This is a genomic window from Streptomyces sp. NPDC046977 (genome assembly GCF_040644455.1).
In the GTDB taxonomy this organism is placed as follows: Bacteria; Actinomycetota; Actinomycetes; order Streptomycetales; family Streptomycetaceae; genus Actinacidiphila.
Genome location: NZ_JBEYWO010000048.1, coordinates 1 through 18,193, shown reverse-complemented (window position 1 = coordinate 18,193; position 18,193 = coordinate 1). Strand labels below are relative to the sequence as shown.

17 protein-coding genes and 2 pseudogenes are annotated in these 18,193 nt (G+C 70.1%); 11 read left to right on the top strand and 8 right to left on the bottom strand.

The window, feature by feature from the left end:
• Positions 1 to 69 precede the first annotated feature (69 nt).
• The 5 genes from ABZ883_RS39765 (at position 70) to ABZ883_RS39745 (ending at position 5,253) form a co-directional block, all read left to right on the top strand.
• Entirely contained in the window at positions 70 to 1,362 is a 1,293-nt protein-coding gene (locus tag ABZ883_RS39765; RefSeq protein WP_360916000.1) for an SDR family NAD(P)-dependent oxidoreductase, read from the top strand.
• Between the two features lie 165 nt (positions 1,363 to 1,527).
• On the top strand, positions 1,528 to 2,541 hold the full coding sequence (locus ABZ883_RS39760) for a patatin-like phospholipase family protein (RefSeq protein ID WP_360915997.1): 1,014 nt from the start codon (positions 1,528 to 1,530) through the stop codon (positions 2,539 to 2,541).
• A gap of 143 nt (positions 2,542 to 2,684) precedes the next feature.
• Positions 2,685 to 3,617 carry an oxidoreductase gene (locus ABZ883_RS39755; protein WP_360915994.1) on the top strand — a complete coding sequence of 311 codons (933 nt, stop codon included), beginning with the start codon at positions 2,685 to 2,687 and terminating at the stop codon, positions 3,615 to 3,617.
• A gap of 138 nt (positions 3,618 to 3,755) precedes the next feature.
• On the top strand, positions 3,756 to 4,517 hold the full coding sequence (locus ABZ883_RS39750; protein ID WP_360915991.1) for an alpha/beta hydrolase: 762 nt from the start codon (positions 3,756 to 3,758) through the stop codon (positions 4,515 to 4,517).
• Positions 4,518 to 4,629: 112 nt separating this feature from the next.
• The gene (locus tag ABZ883_RS39745; protein WP_360915988.1) at positions 4,630 to 5,253 is read left to right on the top strand and encodes an NAD(P)H-binding protein; all 624 of its coding nucleotides are present in this window, start codon (positions 4,630 to 4,632) and stop codon (positions 5,251 to 5,253) included.
• Between the two features lie 35 nt (positions 5,254 to 5,288).
• Here the strand turns inward: ABZ883_RS39745 and ABZ883_RS39740 are convergent, their stop codons facing one another.
• The 4 genes and pseudogenes from ABZ883_RS39740 to ABZ883_RS39725 all read right to left on the bottom strand — a co-directional run.
• Positions 5,289 to 7,181, bottom strand: coding sequence for a DUF305 domain-containing protein (locus ABZ883_RS39740; protein WP_360915985.1), 1,893 nt, complete (start codon positions 7,179 to 7,181; stop codon positions 5,289 to 5,291).
• A gap of 233 nt (positions 7,182 to 7,414) precedes the next feature.
• Positions 7,415 to 8,287 carry a patatin-like phospholipase family protein gene (locus tag ABZ883_RS39735; RefSeq protein ID WP_360915982.1) on the bottom strand — a complete coding sequence of 291 codons (873 nt, stop codon included), beginning with the start codon at positions 8,285 to 8,287 and terminating at the stop codon, positions 7,415 to 7,417.
• Between the two features lie 95 nt (positions 8,288 to 8,382).
• Positions 8,383 to 8,943: an SDR family NAD(P)-dependent oxidoreductase gene (locus ABZ883_RS39730; RefSeq protein WP_360915979.1), complete on the bottom strand. Its 561-nt coding sequence runs from the start codon at positions 8,941 to 8,943 to the stop codon at positions 8,383 to 8,385.
• 52 nt (positions 8,944 to 8,995) lie between these two features.
• Positions 8,996 to 9,226 (bottom strand): annotated as a pseudogene (locus ABZ883_RS39725) (SDR family NAD(P)-dependent oxidoreductase); the annotation flags it as partial.
• Positions 9,227 to 9,429: 203 nt separating this feature from the next.
• On the opposite strand from ABZ883_RS39725, the gene ABZ883_RS39720 reads away from it, so the two are divergent.
• Positions 9,430 to 10,005: a TetR family transcriptional regulator gene (locus ABZ883_RS39720; RefSeq protein ID WP_360915976.1), complete on the top strand. Its 576-nt coding sequence runs from the start codon at positions 9,430 to 9,432 to the stop codon at positions 10,003 to 10,005.
• 79 nt (positions 10,006 to 10,084) lie between these two features.
• On the opposite strand, the pseudogene ABZ883_RS39715 reads toward ABZ883_RS39720, so the two are convergent.
• The 3 genes and pseudogenes from ABZ883_RS39715 to ABZ883_RS39705 all read right to left on the bottom strand — a co-directional run.
• Positions 10,085 to 10,529 (bottom strand): annotated as a pseudogene (locus ABZ883_RS39715) (MBL fold metallo-hydrolase); the annotation flags it as partial.
• A 12-nt stretch (positions 10,530 to 10,541) separates the two neighbouring features.
• Complete coding sequence (locus ABZ883_RS39710; RefSeq protein ID WP_360915973.1) at positions 10,542 to 11,507, bottom strand: hypothetical protein; 966 nt, start codon at positions 11,505 to 11,507, stop codon at positions 10,542 to 10,544.
• 176 nt (positions 11,508 to 11,683) lie between these two features.
• Positions 11,684 to 12,640 carry a helix-turn-helix transcriptional regulator gene (locus ABZ883_RS39705; RefSeq protein WP_360915970.1) on the bottom strand — a complete coding sequence of 319 codons (957 nt, stop codon included), beginning with the start codon at positions 12,638 to 12,640 and terminating at the stop codon, positions 11,684 to 11,686.
• Positions 12,641 to 12,773: 133 nt separating this feature from the next.
• On the opposite strand from ABZ883_RS39705, the gene ABZ883_RS39700 reads away from it, so the two are divergent.
• The 5 genes from ABZ883_RS39700 to ABZ883_RS39680 all read left to right on the top strand — a co-directional run bounded on the left by ABZ883_RS39700 (position 12,774) and on the right by ABZ883_RS39680 (position 17,538).
• A complete protein-coding gene (locus ABZ883_RS39700) occupies positions 12,774 to 13,292 on the top strand; it encodes an SRPBCC family protein (RefSeq protein ID WP_360915967.1) in 519 nt (172 codons plus the stop codon).
• 414 nt (positions 13,293 to 13,706) lie between these two features.
• A complete protein-coding gene (locus ABZ883_RS39695; protein WP_360915964.1) occupies positions 13,707 to 15,296 on the top strand; it encodes a molybdopterin-dependent oxidoreductase in 1,590 nt (529 codons plus the stop codon).
• Positions 15,297 to 15,388: 92 nt separating this feature from the next.
• Positions 15,389 to 16,048, top strand: coding sequence for a fasciclin domain-containing protein (locus tag ABZ883_RS39690; RefSeq protein WP_360915962.1), 660 nt, complete (start codon positions 15,389 to 15,391; stop codon positions 16,046 to 16,048).
• A 144-nt stretch (positions 16,049 to 16,192) separates the two neighbouring features.
• Complete coding sequence (sigK, locus tag ABZ883_RS39685; RefSeq protein WP_360915959.1) at positions 16,193 to 16,780, top strand: ECF RNA polymerase sigma factor SigK; 588 nt, start codon at positions 16,193 to 16,195, stop codon at positions 16,778 to 16,780.
• Positions 16,777 to 17,538, top strand: a complete 762-nt coding sequence (locus ABZ883_RS39680) for an anti-sigma factor (protein ID WP_360915956.1) — start codon at positions 16,777 to 16,779, stop codon at positions 17,536 to 17,538. Before sigK ends, ABZ883_RS39680 begins: the two co-directional genes overlap by 4 nt.
• Before the next feature lie 442 nt (positions 17,539 to 17,980).
• Here the strand turns inward: ABZ883_RS39680 and ABZ883_RS39675 are convergent.
• On the bottom strand, positions 17,981 to 18,193 hold a 213-nt coding region (locus tag ABZ883_RS39675), incomplete at its 5' end, for an ATP-binding protein (RefSeq protein ID WP_360915953.1).

The window sequence follows — 18,193 nt, the reverse complement described above, 5'->3', positions numbered from 1 at the left end:
GCTCACGCCGCACCACGGCGCCGATCCTCCTCGACGGAACAGCACCCCTTGTCTCAACGGGAAGAGATCATGCAACAACCCCTGAAAACCTGGTACATCACCGGCGCGAGCCGCGGACTCGGACGCGCGATCACCGCGGCCGCACTGGAGGCGGGAGACCACGTCTTCGCCGCCGCCCGCCGCGCCGGCGCACTCGCCGACCTCGCCGCCCGCTACCCCCACCAGCTCCGCACCGCATCGGTGGACGTCACCGACATCGCAGCCGTCCAGCAGTCCATCGACAACCTGATGCACGCCTTCGGCCGCGTGGACGTCGTCGTCAACAACGCCGGCTACGCGAATCTGTCAGCCATCGAAGACACCGCCCCGGAGGACTTCCGCGCGCAGGTCGACACCAACCTCTTCGGCGCGGTCAACGTCACCCAGGCCGTCCTGCCCGTGCTGCGCGCCCAGGGCAGAGGCCGGATCATCAACGTCTCCTCGGTCGGTGGCCGCGTCGCCAACGCCGGACTGGGCGCCTACCAGGCCGCGAAGTGGGCTCTGAACGGCTTCACCGAAGTCCTCGCCACCGAGGTGGGACCGCTGGGCATCAAGGTCACCGCGATCGAGCCCGGCGGCATGCGCACCGACTGGGCGGGCGCCTCCATGGCAATCCCACCGATCAGCGAGCCGTACCGGACCAGCGTCGGCGTCCTGGCCGACCTGTTCGAGACCGGCTCCGTCCAAGCGGCCGGCGACCCGGCCCGAGTCGCGCAGGCCATCGTGCGCCTGAGCGAACTGGCCGACCCGCCGGTGCGGCTCCTGCTCGGCAGCGACGCGCTCGCCGGCGCCCGCGCCGCTGCGAAGGCCCTGGCCGACAGCGACAGCATCTGGCAGGAGTTCTCCCGCACGACGGATCACCTCGACGCCACCACCGACCAGCTCGACCCGCTCGGCGCCGGCCGACACGACCCCGCCGCCGTCGTCCACCGGTTCATCGACGAAGTCGTCAACGGCGGCAACATCGACGCCATCGACGAGCTGTGGCACCCCGACCTGAGGTGGCACGCCGGCAGCCTCGGCGACATCGAGGGCATCGAGGCCTACAAGGTATCCATGCGGGCCGCAGTCGGCGGCGCCTTCACCGGCATGCACCTCACCGCCCACGACACGCTGGTCGACGGCGACACCGTCGTGGCGCGCTTCACCAACAGCGGCACCCACACCGGCCCCTTCATGGGCACCCCCGCCACCGGCCGCTACGCCCAATGGCTCGGCATCGGTATCTACACCGTCCGCGACGGCAAGATCGCCGAGGCCTGGTTCGGCGAGGACATCCTCGGCATGCTCCAGCAGCTCGGAGCCATCACTCTGCCGGCCTGACACGCCGGAAGCAGCACCCGGCACCGGCGCTGCCCGCGGCCAGCCCGCCCCCACGCAGGGTCCCGCCCTCCCGTACCGCGGCCCTTGCCGGCCACCCCCAGGCCCTCAAGCCATCAAAAAGACCTCATTTCACCCTGTTTGACTCTCAAGAAAAGGAAGATACCCATGTCCACCACCACTTCCCGCCGCTCCGCGCGCCGCATCCTGGCCACCACCGTTGCCCTGGGCGCCACCGCCGCCCTCCTCACCGCCTGCTCCACGTCCTCGGACACCACCACGTCCTCGGACACCACCACCAAGCCCGCTGCCGCGCCCTCGCCGGCCCGGCCCCGCGTGGGCATCATCCTGGGCGGCGGCGGTGAGAGCGGCGTCGCCTGGGAGACCGCCGTGCTGTCCGCCCTGGCCGACAAGGCGGACCTGACGCGCAAGAACGTCGATGTCGTCGTCGGGACCTCGGCCGGCGCCATCGCCGGCGCGTACTACAGCGCCGTCGACGACCTCCACCCGGTCGTGGAAGCCCAGCGGGCCGGCAAGGGCATATCCGCGCCCGTGCCGTCGTCGGGTGCGGACAACCCGATCCCCAAGGAGATGATCGCCGCCCTCAGCTCCACCGAGGGCACCATCGAGGAACGGGGCAAGAGAATCGGGGCCCTGGCGATCAAGGCCAAGACCCCCATCGCCAGCAAGGACCTGGTCGGCTACGTCGCCTCGGCGCTGCCCGGCAAGGACTGGCCCGCCTTCGACTTCCGGCCCACCTCGGTCAACGCCGAGACCGGCAAGACCGTGCTGTGGCAGAAGAGCGACGGCGTCCCCCTGGCCGCCGCGGTCGCTTCCTCCGCTGCCGTCCCCGGCTTCCTGCCCGCCGTGGAGATCAACGGCCAGCACTACACCGACGCGCCCCGCACCACCTTCTCCGCCGACCTGGTCAAGGAGAAGAACCTCGACGCCATCGTCTACATCGGCATGCCCACCCCGACCCTGTCGAACACGGTCGAGGAGGAGGCCCTCACCAAGCTCGAAGCCCAGGGCCTGAAGGTCGTGCGCATCACCGGAGGCCAGGGCACCGACAAGCTCATCAAGGAAGCCCTCAACCCGAAGATCAAGCCGCTGGCGGTCCAGCTCGGACTGCGTGACGGCGACGACGCGGCCACGAACGTCGCGGCACTGCTGAACCACTGATCCACCCCCGGCGGGGGCCGGCCACGGCCCCCGCCCCCTCACGGACCGGGCGGCCCACCCCCTACGGGCCGGCCCGGTCCACCCGGCGGCCCTCGAGCCCCACCTCCCCAGGACAAGCACCCACCACCCAGAAAGGCAGCATCATGAGCTCCGCCCGCCACACCACAACAGCGCACTGGACACCGGACGCCATCACCAGCCAGGACGGCCGCACCGCCCTGATCACCGGTGGAAACAGCGGCATCGGCCTGGAGACCGCACGCGTCCTGTCCCGCCACGGCGCCCGCGTGATCCTCGCCGGACGCAGCCAGGACAAGCTCGACGAGGCCGCGGACGCACTGCGCACACAGCAGCCCCGCGCCGACGTCGGCACCGCCGTCCTCGACCTCGGCAGCCTCTCCTCGATCCAGGAGACCAGCCAGCGCCTGGCCGAGACCGAGACCATCGACCTGCTGTTCAACAACGCCGGCGTGATGAACGTCCCCGAGCGCCGCACCACCAGCGACGGCCTCGAGCTGACCTTCGGCACCAACCACCTCGGCCACTTCGCCCTCACCGCCGGACTCATGCCCGCCCTGCGGCGCTCGCCCGCAGCCCGCATCATCACCGTCAGCGCCATCGCCGCGACCTGGCGCATCGGGCGCCTGCAGGACCTGATGAGCGAGCAGCGCTACGGCGCGATGGCCTCCTACGCCAAGTCCAAGCGCGCCAACGTCGTCTTCACCCAGGAACTGGCCCGCCGTCTGGCCGGGAGCAACATCGAAGCCGTCGTGGTCCACCCCGGCTCCGCCATCACCAACCTCCAGCGCCACAGCCAGGGAGCCCTGTCCAAGCTGGTCATCGCGCTGACCGCACGCACCGTCATGGGCTCGGCCGAGGGCGCGGCGTGGCCATCGCTGTACGCCGCCACCAGCCCCGACGTGCACAGCGGCCAGTTCCTCGGACCGGCCGGCCGCGACCAGACCAGCGGCACGCCCAAGGCGGTCTCCCTCCCAGCCGGCGCCGACGACGCGGCCGAGGGCACCCTGCTGTGGACCGAGAGCGAGCGCCTCACCGGCATCAGCTTCCCGCTGTGATCCCTGTGGCCGACCGAACCCTCGGGCCGGCGCCGGAGCGATCCGACCTCCGTCCCGACCCGAGGGTGCACGGACCCCCTGGCCGGCCACACCACACCAGGCAACCCACCACGAAAACCCTCTGACACGAGGTCATTGATGCACGAGCTCGCCTTCACTGTTACCGGAAGCGGTCCCGCCGTGGTTCTCGTCCCCGGCACGGCCAGCACAGTCAGGGACACCTGGGGCGCCACTGTCGACGCCCTGGCTTCCTCGCACACCGTGATCATGCCCGACCTGCCTGGCACCGGGACAAGCCCCCTGCCCGACGGCCCGATCGACGCCGCAACCCTTGCAGCGCAACTGGTGCGCGTTGCCGACAACGCCGGCCACGACCGCTTCGCCCTCGCCGGCGCCTCTCTGGGCGCCCCGCTGGCTCTGATCACCGCTGCTGTTTTCCCGGACCACGTCACGCACGTGGTCAGCCTGTGCGGCTTCGCGACCGCACGTGCCAGTTTGCGGCTGCGTCTGGAACTGTGGGAGACCATCCTGGACGCCGACCCGGACGCCGTCGGACGGCTGCTGCTCATCCTCGGCATGCCGGATGCCACCGCCGAGCAACTGCCGCCGGAAGCACTCCAGGGGATGATCATGGCGCTCGGCAGCCGACGCCCGCCCGGTCTGCGGGCGCAGATCGAACTCGCCCGCACCATCGACGCCACCGGCGCCCTGGACGCGATCCACGTGCCCGCACTCGTCATCGGCGCTGAGGGTGACCAGTTCGTCGACCCCGCCCACTCCCGGTACCTCGTCGACCGTCTCAGCCACGCCCATGTGCTGATGCTCAAGGGCAGCCACGGACTCGGCCACGAACAGCCCACCCTCATCGCCCAGTCCATCAGCGATCTCATTGCCCGCTGACCTTCTGGCGCGCCTGCGCCGACCGGCCGGGGCGGCGCACCACGCCCGCCCCGGCCTCGCCCGCCGACCCACCGAGCAACTGACTCCGACCGCACTCACCGAAGGACCAGACGTGAACATCACCGTCTTCGGCGCCACGGGCCGCACTGGACGGGCCCTTCTCGAGGCCGCCCACCACCGCGGCCACCGCACCACCGCCCACGCCCGCGACGCAACTCGGCTCAGCGGAACTCTCACCGACCTCGTGGTCACCGGTTCCGTCCTCGACCCGGCCACCGCCGACGACGCCGTCCGCGAAGCCGACGCCGTCGTGATCGCCTTCGGACTCCGCGGCAATCCGGCCACCCCGCTCTACACCGACGGCACCCGCACCATCATCGAAGCCATGCACAAGCGGAACGTCCCCCGGCTCGTCGTGATATCCGAAGCCGCCTACCCGCCACACCTCAGGGGAGCCACGGCCCGCGTGATCGCCGCTGCCTATCGGGCCTTCAACGCCCGGGCCATCCGACAACGCCGGGAGCAGGACGCCATCGTCGAGGCCAGCCGACTGGACTGGACATTCCTGCGCCCCACCCGCCTCGTCCCCGGGGACACCCCCGTCGTCCGTCCCGCGCGTGCGTCCTTCACGCCCTACCTCACACCGGTCCGCAGCGCCTCCTACGCCGGGATGGCGGCGCTCGTCCTGGACACGCTGAACAGTCCGCCGACCTACCGCCGCAGTCTCTACCTGTGACCGAGGACCGTGCGGTCAGGCGGAGGACGCCCAGGTCATGAGCCTCCTGCGGCCGGGGCGGGTTCCGGTGACGGTCCCTCTGGAGGGGGCATGGGCTTGTAGTGGTCCTGAACGGCGACAGGAGAACTGCTGTCCGCCGGGGTGATGATCAGGTAGCGCCGAGGCGGTGCCGAGGCTGCGGACCTCGGCGGCGTCAGCACGTCACGGAGGAGCCCGATGGCCTGACTGACCTGCGCGCCCGCGGAGTTGGTGGTGAACATGGCCAGTGCCTGCTTGCGGCCGAAGGGCGCGGTGCGGTGCTCGGTGAGCCACAGCATGTAGTTCTTGCCGGGCTGCAGGCCGGTGGCCGCGACCTGGAGGAGGTCCAGGGCGCCGAGCGCGTTGACCGAGACGGTCGCATGAGCCCTGCCCCCGCCCTTCGGAGCGGACAGCGTGAGATGGCCCGCCTTGCCCGCCACTCCCAGCGGCTGCAGGTTGGCGGTTCCCGTGCCGTGCGGGACGGCACGTGGCACGTAGAGCAGTTGCTGGGGCTGCTGGCCCACCGGGATGGTCGCGATCACTCTGTTCTCGAGCGTGTCGACGGCCACGACCGCGTCCTGGTTCTCCAGCCCGACATAGACGCGCGTGCCGTCGCCGGAGACCCAGATCCCATGCGGCAGGTCCCCGGTGGGAATGGTGGCGACCAGGGCCGGCTCGGGTCCGCGCCGATAGACCTTGATGACGTTCTCACCGCCCACGGTGACGTAGGCGAAATGGCCGGCGCGATTGTCGACGAGGGTGACGTGGTTGCTGATGGGCCCGCTGTCGATCGTGGCAAGGATGCGGAACGGCGGCCGCGCGCTCATGACCTGGGTCTTGCCGCTGTCCTTGAGCGTGAACCACACCTCGGTGCCGTCCCGGCTCACTGCCAGGTTCGGCGAGAAAGGGCTGGCCTGCGGTACGCGGGCCACGACCCGGTAGGTGCGGGTGTCGATGACGTCGACTTCCGGGGTGAAACTGGAGGGCACAAAGGCGTACTTGCCGTCTGGCCGGAACAGCACCATGCCCGGCCCGTTGGCCGTCGTGACACGGCGCTTCTCCCGCATCCGCACGGGATCGATCACCGACACGTAGTCCTCGCCGCGCACCGTGGCCCACAGCTCCTTGCCGTCGGGCGTGAAGAACGCCTCGTGCGGAGACCGCCCGACGTATACCACGCCCTTGACCTTGTTCGTCGCGGTGTCGATGAGCGTGACAGAGTTGGAGCCGATGGACACCGTGGCCAGGGTTCGGTGATCGGGGGAGAAGCCCCCGCCGTGCACGAGCAGTTGATTCTTGTACAGGGGGCTGAGTGCGCCCGGTACCGGATCGCCCAGGCGGATCACCCCGAGAAGACGATTGGCGACGGGGTCGATCACCGAGACGGTGTTGGACGTCTGGTCGGATGTGTAGACGCGGTCCTGGCTGGATATCGGCAGCAGCGGACCCGCAGCATCCGATCGCGGCTGAGGGTTCTCCTTGCCCTGCTGTGCCGCGGGGGGCGACGCGTGCTGCCGGGCTGCGGGCTTCTCCGACAGCCGGCCCTTCATCACGCCGATCTCCTGCTGCTGCGTGACGATGATTTCCTGAGCCAGCCTCCGCAGGACGGGGTCCTTGCCGTGTTCCAGGACCGCCTTGGCCATGGCGATGGCGCCCTGGTGGTGGGGGACCATCATCGCCGCGAAGTCGTGGTCGGGGTCACCGGTCCTGGACGAGCCCGCCATGGCCTTCATCATGGCCTGCATACCTGCGTCCATCTCCTGGGCGAACGGCGCGGATACGCCTCCCCGAGCGTGCACATGTGTCCCGTCCGCTGTCCCGTGCTCCGCGGCCTGGCAGGCAATCAGTCCCAGGGCGAGGCCCCCTACTGCTCCGGTGAGGCGAAGCCGGCGGCGCACCCTACCTGCCATGTTCTTCTCCCTACGGTCCCGCCTCATCGCATCGGCCCACGTACAGCACGTCCCGCCGGATCTCCCAGTCTTTTCGGCTGCTGAAGGGCTGTCACTCGCAGACGGGCAGAGGGGTGACGCGCTCAGCCACAGCCTGCTGCTGCGCAGGGGCGAGGCGGGGTGGGTTGCCGGGACCGGGTGAGCCGTGGCGGGATGGCCCCGGACTCGCGGGTGTTGTTCGCCGGCCCGTGCGGTCACCAGAGCAGGGAGATCACTTCTGCGGCCGCGGCGTGCCCGTCCTGCAGGCCGATCTCGGCCGCGCGCGGCCGGGCGGCGGCGTCCATGAGTTCTTTGCCGACTTCGTCGAAGGACGGGCTGCCGGTGATGGCGACGACGGGAGTGCCGTTCGCTTTGAGCCGGTCGAGCTCGTGCTTTTCGTCCATGCCGGCGAGGACGGGGATGTCCGGGCCGATGAACAGGATTCTGTCCAGCTGCTCGGTTTCGGCGAGCGTGGCACAGAACGGGGTCCGGGGGGCGTCGCAGTAGTAGTCGCCGTTGTGCTGGACAGGCGGGAAGAAGCCGGGGATGGCGCACGAGGAGGCGACGGCCCGCATCAGGTCGATGCCGTGGTTGCGGCTCCACAGCACGGTCTCGCCGGTGGTGCAGTGGGCGGAGGTGATGCGCAGGTCGGTCGTGGCGGGCCACTCACGCGGTGTGAACATGGTGGCCAGCAGCTGCAGGTAGGTTTCCTCGTCGACCACGGGAGTCGCGGCCAGCGCGAGCTGGCCGACTGCTGCCGACCGTTCCCGGACGGTGCCCTCTCGCGAAGTGACAATCTTGGTGATGTCGTCCGGGACGACCGCGGTGCCGGTTCCGCTGTCCTGCTGTGCCGGAGGGGGCGGAGGGACGGGGGAAAGCGTGCTGCCGATGATTTCCTGGTCGGTCAGGGCCGCCAGATCGGCGCCGGACGCGGCCGTGGCGCCGACGAACGCTCCGGCCGAGGTCCCCGCGATGACCGCCGCGGCGTTCACGTCGAGGCCGGCGTGCTGGGTGAGAGCTGCCAGTACTGCCGTCTCCCAGGCAATGCCGACCTGGCCGCCACCGCCCAGGATGATGCCGAGCTTCATGTGTTCCAGCCTTTCTACTTCACTGCGGGAGGGGTCAGGTCCGCCCTGCCGCGGAGGTGGCGGGGCGGACCTGGATCGACCGGGCGTCGGACTGCTTACAGGACGTCCTTGGGGGTGGCCTTGAAGGACCGGGAGATGACACGGTCCATGGCACTGTCGGGCAGGAGCCTGCGGCCGACGACGGCCTGGCGGGCTGAGGCGCCGACGGCGTAGCGAGCCTTGGGACGGGGAGAGGAGACGGCCTTGGCGACAGCGTCGGCAACGACCGATGGATCGGAGCCGGTGCCGGCGTCGTCCGCCTCGGCCAGGACGTCACGAACAGATGCGGCCAGACGCGCGTAGGCACCCGAACCGGACACCTGCATCAGATGGTCACGAGCGATGGTGTTCCACTCGGTGCGGATGGCGCCGGGTTCGATGAGGACCACGCGGACCCCGAACGGTGCCACCTCGATCCTGAGCGCGTCACTCATCCCCTCCAGGGCGAACTTGGTCGCGTGGTACCAACTGCCGAGCGGGCCGTAGATCTTCCCCCCGATCGAGGAGACGTTGACGATGGTGCCCGCGCCCTGCGCGCGCATGTGCGGCAGGACGAGCTGAGCGAGCCGGGCAGGCCCGAAGACGTTGACCTCGAAACTGGTAGCGGCCCTCCTCAAGAGGGACGTCCTCCAGCGCGCCGTACGCCCCGAATCCGGCGTTGTTCACCAGGACGTCGATGCGGCCGCTTTCCTTGTGGATGCTTGCGGCGGCCGCCTGCATGGCCGCGTCGTCGGTGACATCCATGGCCACAGGGCGGATGCCGTCTGCTTCCAAGCCGACCAGCCGATCCGAACGCCGGGCGGAGCCGTAGACGAGGTAGCCCATCTTTGCCAGGCGCCGTGCGACAGCGGCTCCGATGCCTGAGGACGCGCCCGTCACCCATGCGACTTGATCGGTCATCCTTCACACTCCTCGGTATGCCCGAGCGGTCCTCAAGGTGCTCGTCCACGGCACTTGAGACGAGGGCCGGAGCAAGCATGATGACCACCGCGGGCGCTTCAACCTAACTAACTAGACAGTCAATTTTAGGGTGCGTCCCGGCCTGCTGCAAGAAGGCGTGGGCAGGGCGTCACCGAACCGGCCTGCTTGGTTAAGCTGACCAGATGGTTAAAAAGTCCGATGTGACCAAGCGGCGGATCCTGGACGCGGCAAGCCAGGAATTCGCGCGGTACGGCATCGCCGGCGCCCGGGTCGACCGGATCGCCGCCGATGCGTCCGTGAACAAGAACCTGCTGTACGTCTACTTCGGCAACAAGATCGGGCTGTTCGAAGTTGTCTACGAGCAGGCCATCGGCGAGCTGCTAGAGGCCGTACCGTTCGACGCGGACGACCTGCCCGGCTATGCCGGGGCGCTCTTTGACTTCTACCAACAGCGACCGCACCTACTGCGCCTCGCCCGCTGGTTCGCGCTGGAAGGCGCGGTGGAGCTCTCCGCCGCCCCTGGCCTGGAGTCGACCATCGAGAAGGCCACAGCCCTGGCCGCGGCACAGGCCGCCGGAAAGGTCGATGCGGGGATGTCGTCGGCCGCGATGCTCGCACTCATCCTGAACATCGCTGCCACCTGGAGCGACGGAAGCCCCGAGGGGACGGCTGGGCCGGGTGGAGATGACGTGCAGGCAACCCGGCGCCGCGCGATCATGCTGGTCGTCTCACGCCTGACCACCCCTCAATCTGCCTGAACTTGGGACGAGGTGAACGGAACCTGGCCCCGGGGCCCCGGCCCTATCTCTCGTTGACTCCGTCGGCGATGTTGGGGTTGTTGTCCGGGTTGAAGAATTCGAAGTCCGCCTTCGGCATCAGGTAGGTGGCGTTGGGGAACGTGGGAACCCAGGCGCCGTCGAGCACGCGGGTGTTCCAGCCGACGTGGTCGACGTGGAGGCGGGTGTTGACCACCAGGTCGACATCCTCGGGTCGTACGCCGGCACGGGCGAGGTTGCCGAGGTAGTCGAGGTGCAGGTGGTCCCACCCGCCCACGGACGGGTGGGACCTGTCGTTGCCGACGCCCGTGTCTATCAGGATGGTCCGCCCGCCACTGCGCAGCATCCAGGTCTGCATAGCGACGTGGACCATGGCGTCATCGGGGCTGTAGTGGTCGGGGACCAGCATGGCGCGGTGCTCCTTCCACGCCTGCTCGGGAAGGTCTGGGTTCCTCGACGCGGGTGACGGTGACAGCGCCGAGGGTGATCTCGTGCGCGTCCTGCATGGTCTTTCTCCTTTACTTGTTCAGACGGGCGACGAGCAGGTTGGGGTCGTTGGCGGTGACGTACGCGGCGCTCAGCACGTAGACGGTGTCGCCGCGCAGGGCGATGGATGTGGGGTTCTGCAGGCCGTCGGCCGGGCTCAGCACGATCGTGTGGCTGCCGCCGGGCCGGACCAGCGCGACCTGGCTGGAGCCGTTGAGGGTGGCGAGGAGTTGGTCGCCGCGGCCTGTGAAGGCGAAGTCGTCGATCCCCGTGAGCCCGCTCGCTTCGGTACGGACCCGGCCGGCTCGGCCGTCCCGCAGAACGGGGATGCGCAGGACGGTGCCCTGGTCGAGGTTGGTGGCCCAGATCTCGCCGTCGTGGATCTTCAGGCCATTGGCGCCGAGGAAGCCGCTGGAGGCGAGTTCGGGCGCGGTGGACCAGGCGGTGGGGGTCCCGCCGTGGGTGGGGACGCGCCAGATGGTGCCGAGGACGGAGTCGGTGATGTAGAGGGTGCCGGTGTGTGCGTCCAGCGCCAGGCCGTTGGGCAGACCGTCCGCGGGAAGCGCGGCGATCCGTTGCGGGCGGCCGCCCGGGCGTAGGCGCCACAGCCCGGTCAGGTCGGGGGTCCCCGCGGCATACAGGAAGTAGAGGGTGCCGTCGTGGGCGCGGACGATGCCGGTGGTCAGGGCGAAGCCCAGGACCGGGGTGTGGATGCCGCCGTCGGCCGGCGCGGGCAGGGTGGCCAGGATCCGGGTGTCGCCGTGGGCGGAGATCCTGGCGACCTGGCGGCCGGCCGCGAAGGTGACGTACGCGTCGCCGTGCGGGGCCAGGGCGATGTTCTCCGGTGTCCGGCCCTTGGCCAGGTCGAAGTGCGCGGCGATCCGGGCGTCGAGCAGCGTCGGGGAGGCGGACGATGCCTGGGCGGGTCCGAGCGCGACCCCTGCCACAGCGGCCAGGGCGGCCACCGTGGCGGCGAGAGGGGAGAGTTTCCTGGTCATGGTTCCTTCAGTTGTTTTCGGGCATGCGGCAGTCACACGCCGACGCATGCGGGGAAGTGTGTTGTGGGCCGGGCGGACTAGAAGGCGCGTGGCCACTGGTGGCGTCCACCGGCGGCGACCGGGCAGGGGTGAGCCGGGTGCGAGCCGAATGGTGCCTGGGGCCAGTGGCACGCGGATCAGTCGGCGGTACGGGAACCCGGCCGCGCGGGGCCGGGCGGGTTCGTCAGAACGGACGTCGACGGAGCGGTCCGGGCAGTGGGGGTGGTTTCCTGCCCCGGCCCGGCCTGCACGGTGGCCTGCCCCAGCAAGGTCAGCGCCGCACGCGAAGGGGAGCCCGCCTCTGCGGTGGCCACGACGACGCCAGGGCCGTCCGCTCCGAGGCTCAGGGTGTGCTGGATGACGTTCACTGCTCCGACCAGCGGGTGGCGCATCGTATAGGCGGCGACGGTGCAGGCCCTGACCCGGTGGTCCGCCCACATTGTGGCGAACTCCGTGCTCGTCGAGCTCAGTTCGCCCACCAGCGCGTGCAGTGCCGCGTCCTGCGGATGGCGGCCCGCCACCAGGCGCAGGTTCCCCACGACGGCCCTGGCCTTGCTCGGCCAGTCCGCGTACAGCTCGCGGGTATGACCGTCGAGGAACACCAAACGGGCCATATTGGGGCGGTCCCTCGCGACCTCCGGGGCCCCTGGGTCCAGATGCCCCGCGAACAGGGCGTGTCCCAGCCGGTTCCACGCCAGCACGTCACTGCGCAGGCCGAGAACGACCGCGGGTACGTCCGGCAGGACGTCCAGCAGCTGCCGTTCCGCCTCACTCACGCGCTCCGGCGCGGGCCGCCGTGACCGTGGCCGGTGCCGGTCCGCCCGTGCCAGATCGTGCAGATGCCGCCGTTCGGAGTCATCCAGCCGCAGCGCCCCGGCGATCGCGTCCAGCACCTGCGGCGAGGCGCTCTGCGACTGGCCCTGCTCCAGCCGCGTGTAATAGGAGGCGCTCACACCCGCCAGCAACGCCAGCTCCTCGCGCCGGAGTCCGGATACGCGCCGGCGCTCGTTGTAGGTGGGTACTGCGGCATCCTCGGGACGCAGCTGGGAACGCCGCATCCGCAGAAACTCCCCGAGCTGCGATTTTCCGTTCATGGCTCCGAGTATCAACGTCCCGCGGACACCCAGCCTGCCCCAACTGTGGATAGGCACGAGCGGGTCTGGTTGCCGGGCTGCACTGTCGCTGAGGTAGGCGCAGCCGATCAGTCCGACCACCGAGGAGCACGCCGTGAGTACCACCGCCCGGCCCGACCCCCTGGCAACCTTCGAGTCCCTGGACCCAGCCACCTACGCGTTCACCAGGCGCGCCTGGGTCGACGCCCCACCCGCCCACGTCTACCAACTGGTCGGCGACGTGTCCTCGATCAGCCGTTGGAGCCCCAACGCGACCGACGCCGCCTACGACCACGAGGCCGGTCCCCGGGCCGGGGCCTGGTTCAGCGGCCGCAACCGCAAGGACGGACGGGAGTGGACCACCCGATCCCAAGTCGTACGAGCTGACCCCGCGGTCGCATTCGGGTTCGTCGTCGGCGGCGCCGAGAACGGCATCGTGCGGTGGGACTGGACCTTCCATCCCCAAGGCCGCGGCACGATCGTCCGGCAGTCCTGGCAACTCCTGCGCCTCGACCCGGCCTTGGGCACCACTCGCACCGACCTGGACGATCTGCGCCGCTACATGGCGGACAGCGTAGAGGTCACCCTGGCATCCATGGCCCAGTACTTCGCCGGGGACTGCGGCACAGAGTGATCTCTGCCTGCAACTGACCCGATCTGCCCCGGGGTCGTCCGCGGCCCCGGGACAGCGGTAGTTCCCTCCCCACTTCCTGCGAGCGCCCCTGGGCGGTGAATTCCGCTGCCGCCAGACTTCATGGACCTTGAGGAACAGACCCGGCGCTCACCAACTCCGACGAGGTCCGCAGACTGCCATAGCGCCGCGGACGAACCGTTCTTAGCGCAACCACAAGTACAGCGCGGACAGGGTGACGGCCACGGGCGGCAAGCAGGGCATTTCGGCGGCCGGCGTCACGTAGCTGACCTATACGCGCGCGGGGGCGCGGGCGTTTTTCTGCCCCTCTGCCGTGTCGCATGCACCGGTGCGATCGCCCTTCACTCGATGGAGTGAGGCTCCAATCTGCCGCCGCCAGGGCGACGAATGCCTGGTGTGAGGATCTTCAGTGCACAGCGCGCGCGGCAGCTGACACGCGGCGCCTTGGGTTCGGTGTCCGGACTGCTCGCGGCCGGTGCCGCCCTGGCCGTCGCCGAGTTGGCGGCGGGTGCGCTGCGGCCGGAGGCGGGCCCGGTGGTCGCGGTGGGCGGTGCGGCGATCGACCGGACACCGGCTGCCGTGAAGGACTGGGCGATCCGTTCGTTCGGCACGAACGACAAACTGGTGCTGCAACTCGGGATCCTCGCCGTGCTGGGCCTGCTGGCGGTCGCCCTGGGGCTCGTGGCCCTGTGGTTCCGGCGCGCCGGGGCGGCGGGAGTGCTCGGCTTCGGTGTGCTGGGCGCGGCGGCCGCGTTGAGCAGGCCGGACTCCGTCGGCGTTCTCGACGCGTTGCCCTCCCTGGTCGGCGCGTTGGCCGGTGCGGCTCTGTTGTGGGTGCTGATCGGGCGCCTGACACGGGTCGGCGCACCCGCCGCCGGATCCGCGTCGGATTTCTCCTGGGACCGCCGTGGTTTCCTCGTGGCCGCCGCTTCGGCGGCCGCCGGGTCCGCTGCGGCCGGAGCACTGGGACGTGGTCTCGCCTCCTCCGCCGGCAAGGAGGCAGCCGCGTCCCGCGCAGCCGTCAGGCTGCCGCTGCCGGGCTCGCCTGCACGCCCGGTGCCGCGCGGCGCGGCCTTGCGGGTCGCCGGAATCAGTCCATTCGTCACGTCGAACGCCGACTTCTACCGCGTGGACACCGCGCTGGTGGTCCCCAAGGTCGACGCGACACGGTGGCGGCTGCGCGTCCACGGCCAGGGCGTCACCCGGCCGTTGGACCTCGGCTTCCAGGACCTGCTGCGCCGCGAACTGATCGAGCGGGACATCACCTTGACCTGCGTTTCCAACGAAGTCGGCGGCCCCTACGCGGGCAATGCCCGCTGGCTGGGCGTACGCCTCGCGGACGTACTGCGCGAGGCGGGTGTGCGGCCGCCGTCGCGGGGCGGCCCGGCGGACCAGTTGGTCTCCCGGTCCGTGGACGGCATGACGATCGGGACACCCGTCGAGGAGGTCATGGACGGGCGGGACGCGCTGCTCGCGGTCGGCATGAACGGCGAACCGCTGCCGCTGGAGCACGGTTTCCCCGTCCGCATGGTCGTCCCCGGCCTGTACGGCTACGTTTCGGCCTGCAAGTGGATCGAGGACATCGAGCTCACGACCTTCGACTCCTACGACCCCTACTGGGTGAAGCGGAAGTGGGCGCGTGAGGCCCCGGTCAAGACGCAGTCCCGTATCGACACGCCCAAGCCGTTCGCCCGCCCGAAGGCCGGGACCGTCATGGTCGCGGGTGTCGCCTGGGCCCAGCATCGGGGCATCGAGCGCGTCGAGGTCCGCGTCGGCGACGGCCCGTGGCGGGACGCCGACCTCGCCGCTCAGGCCACCACTGACACCTGGCGGCAGTGGTCCCTGTCCTGGGACGCCACCCCCGGCCCGCACACCCTGACCACGCGGGCCACCGACGGCACCGGCGCCGTCCAGACCGCCCGGCGTGCCCGCACCATTCCCGACGGCGCCAGCGGCCGGCACTCGGTGGTGATCACCGTGGACTGACCCGGCCCGTCGTCGGAACCCCCGAACCCTGCACCAACGGCTCCAAGAGCCGCTCCCCGCCCGTGAAGAGAAACGATCAAGGAGATTTCCTGATGAACACCCTGCGCTTCCGCCGTGTCGCCCTTGCGGTGTCCGCTGCCGCCGTCCTGCCCCTCGCGCTGACCGCGTGTGGCGACAACAGCGACGGCAAGGCTTCTGACGCCTCGTCCACGATGGCGGCGTCCGGCCCGGCCGACGTCGGCTCCGTGAGCCAGGATCCCGGGGACGCCATGGCGATGAACAAGCCCTTCGGCGCGGCGTGCTCCGCGGTGCCGAAGGACGGCGCCGGCAGCTTCGACGGCATGGCCCAGGACCCGGTGGCGACGGCCGCGTCGAACAACCCGGCCCTCTCCACGCTGGTGGCCGCGGTCAAGAAGGCCGGGCTCGTCGACACCCTCAACAGTGCTCAGAACATCACGGTGTTCGCGCCCACGAACGACGCGTTCGCGAAGATCCCGAAGGCCGACCTGGACAAGGTGCTGAACGACAAGGCCACCCTGACCAAGATCCTCACCTACCACGTGGTGGGGCAGCGCCTGACGCCCGCGCAGCTGGCGGACGGCTCCTTCGACACCCTGGAGAAGGGCAAGCTCACCACGGCCGGTTCCGGCGAGGACTACACGGTCAACGATTCCTCCCACGTGGTCTGCGGCAACGTCAGTACCTCCAACGCCACGGTCTACATCGTCGACACCGTTCTCATGCCCAAGTAAGCGCTGCCCCCTGTCCGGGCCCGCTTCGCGGCGGGCCCGGACAGGGCACGCGGGCAGGACGCCCGCACCGCAGGATCACCTGACCCATCCGAAAGGCACGCCGCACCGAAGAACTGGTGTCCCTTACACGCTTTGGAGGTCATCATGCACGTCGCGGCACCCGGTGAGCGCGCGGCAGCCCCGGACCGGGGAGTCCTGGAAAAGCTGCTGGGCCGCGTCGCGCATGGTGATCACGAAGCCTTCGAGACCCTCTACACCGCGACCGCCGGCGCCGTCCTCGGCCTGGTCCGTTCACTGCTGCGCGATGCCGCGCAGTCCGAGGAGGTCGCCCAGGAGGTCCTCATCGAGGTCTGGCGCTCCGCGTCGCGCTTCGACCCCGCCAAAGGCAGCGCCATGGCGTGGGTCATGATGCTCGCCCACCGCCGGGCCGTGGACCGGATCCGCTCGGTGCAGAAAACCGCGGAACGGGACCACAAGGCCGCCGTCCGTGACCACCAGACGCCGTTCGACGTGGTCACCGAACAAGTCGAGCGACGCCTCGAACGCCAGCAGGTCCGGCGCTGCCTGGACCAGCTCACCGATCTGCAGCGCCAGTCGGTGACCATGGCCTACTACCGCGGATACACCCACCAGGAGACCGCCCACCTGCTCGGGGCCCCGCTGGGAACCGTCAAGACCCGCCTGCGGGACGGACTCATCCGCCTCCGCGACTGCCTGGGGGTGACCGCATGACCACCGCCGACTTGCACGCGCTGACCGGTGCCTACGCCCTCGACGCCCTGCCCGAGGAACAGGAACACGCGTTTCACGCCCACCTGCACCACTGCCGGTCCTGCACCACCGAGGTCCGTGAGTTCCGTGAGACCGCGGCACGTCTGGCCCTGGCGGCGGCCGAGGCCCCCCCGCGCTCCCTGCACGCCGGCGTCATGGCGGCACTGCCCTCCGTCAGGCAACTGCCGCCCCGGGTGACCGCAGGCCTGACCGTTCTCCCTGTGACCCGTCGGCATATGCGGCAATGGCGGCAGCGGCTGCCGCACCTGGCCGCCGCAGCCTGCCTGGCCGCTTGCGGAATCCTCGGCGGCTGGGCACTCCACACCCAGCACGCCGCCGACGAACAACGGGTCCGCGCTATCCGGTCCGAACAGCACGCGGCAACCCTGGCCGCGGTACTGGCGGATCCGGACTCCATCAGATACACCGCCACCCTCAGCGGCGGCGGCACCGCAACCGTGGTGACCTCCTCGAGGCAGGGCGAGGCCGCGGTTTTCTACTCCGGCCTGCCGGACCTTCCCGACGGCCGGGTCTACCAGCTCTGGTACGGCAGGAACGGCACCATGCGACCGGCCGGACTCCTCGCCCCCCAACAGTCCACCGGTTCCACGCTCTTGACCGGCAATCCTCATGGAGCCGACGCCGTCGGCATCACCACCGAACCCCGCGGCGGCTCCACCAGCCCCACCACCACACCACTGGCCCTGCTGCCCTTGTGACACCGTCCACGGCCAGACTGACACGTTGTCGTCGCGGATTCGGACGGTAGAGTCGCCGGACGTGCGACGAGCCGCTACGTCCTGGGCCGTGGGCGGCCTGGTGCCAGGCGTCCCTGCTGGCGCAGGTGTGCAGCGATCGTCCGCAATGGGCTCGGTTGAGCTTCTTCCCTGTTGGCCGTGTCTTTCACCGCTTACCCGAGGGGGAGGAAAGGGTGAGCAGTAGCCGCCCAGGCGGAGGCTTTGGCGCACTCCGCGCATGTTGGTTCACCGGTGCAGGCCATGGAGCGCCTGGAGCGGCCCATGAGTCGGCTGATACCGGCGTCGGTTATCCGCAGATCGGCCGGCCGGCCGTCGAACGTGACGGGGCAGGGCGCTCGCTGCCGCTCGACGGGGCGGGGCCCCGGGGGCGTGGGTCGCGGTGCGGGGCGGTGGGCGGGTGGGGTCAGGCGTGGTCGGGCTCTTCGGCAAGTGGGGTGGTGGGGAGGGTGAAGGTGATGCGGGTGCCGGGGGTGTGGGTGGTGTCGAGGGTGATGGTGCCGCCGTGGAATTCGATGACCTTTTTGCACAGGGCGAGGCCGATGCCGCTGCCGGGGTAGTTGTCCTTGGTGTGGAGGCGGTTGAAGATCACGAAGATGTGGTCTGCGAATTCCGGGTT

Excerpts from the sequence above, each read along its gene's own strand:
- sigK (WP_360915959.1), top strand. The coding sequence starts at position 16,193 with ATGCACGTCGCGGCACCCGGTGAGCGCGCGGCAGCCCCGGACCGGGGA.
- ABZ883_RS39750 (WP_360915991.1), top strand. The coding sequence starts at position 3,756 with ATGCACGAGCTCGCCTTCACTGTTACCGGAAGCGGTCCCGCCGTGGTT.
- ABZ883_RS39705 (WP_360915970.1), bottom strand. The coding sequence starts at position 12,640 with ATGAACGGAAAATCGCAGCTCGGGGAGTTTCTGCGGATGCGGCGTTCC.
- ABZ883_RS39755 (WP_360915994.1), top strand. The coding sequence starts at position 2,685 with ATGAGCTCCGCCCGCCACACCACAACAGCGCACTGGACACCGGACGCC.
- ABZ883_RS39690 (WP_360915962.1), top strand. The coding sequence starts at position 15,389 with ATGAACACCCTGCGCTTCCGCCGTGTCGCCCTTGCGGTGTCCGCTGCC.
- ABZ883_RS39740 (WP_360915985.1), bottom strand. The coding sequence starts at position 7,181 with ATGGCAGGTAGGGTGCGCCGCCGGCTTCGCCTCACCGGAGCAGTAGGG.
- ABZ883_RS39720 (WP_360915976.1), top strand. The coding sequence starts at position 9,430 with ATGGTTAAAAAGTCCGATGTGACCAAGCGGCGGATCCTGGACGCGGCA.
- ABZ883_RS39760 (WP_360915997.1), top strand. The coding sequence starts at position 1,528 with ATGTCCACCACCACTTCCCGCCGCTCCGCGCGCCGCATCCTGGCCACC.
- ABZ883_RS39710 (WP_360915973.1), bottom strand. The coding sequence starts at position 11,507 with ATGACCAGGAAACTCTCCCCTCTCGCCGCCACGGTGGCCGCCCTGGCC.
- ABZ883_RS39680 (WP_360915956.1), top strand. The coding sequence starts at position 16,777 with ATGACCACCGCCGACTTGCACGCGCTGACCGGTGCCTACGCCCTCGAC.
- ABZ883_RS39735 (WP_360915982.1), bottom strand. The coding sequence starts at position 8,287 with ATGAAGCTCGGCATCATCCTGGGCGGTGGCGGCCAGGTCGGCATTGCC.
- ABZ883_RS39765 (WP_360916000.1), top strand. The coding sequence starts at position 70 with ATGCAACAACCCCTGAAAACCTGGTACATCACCGGCGCGAGCCGCGGA.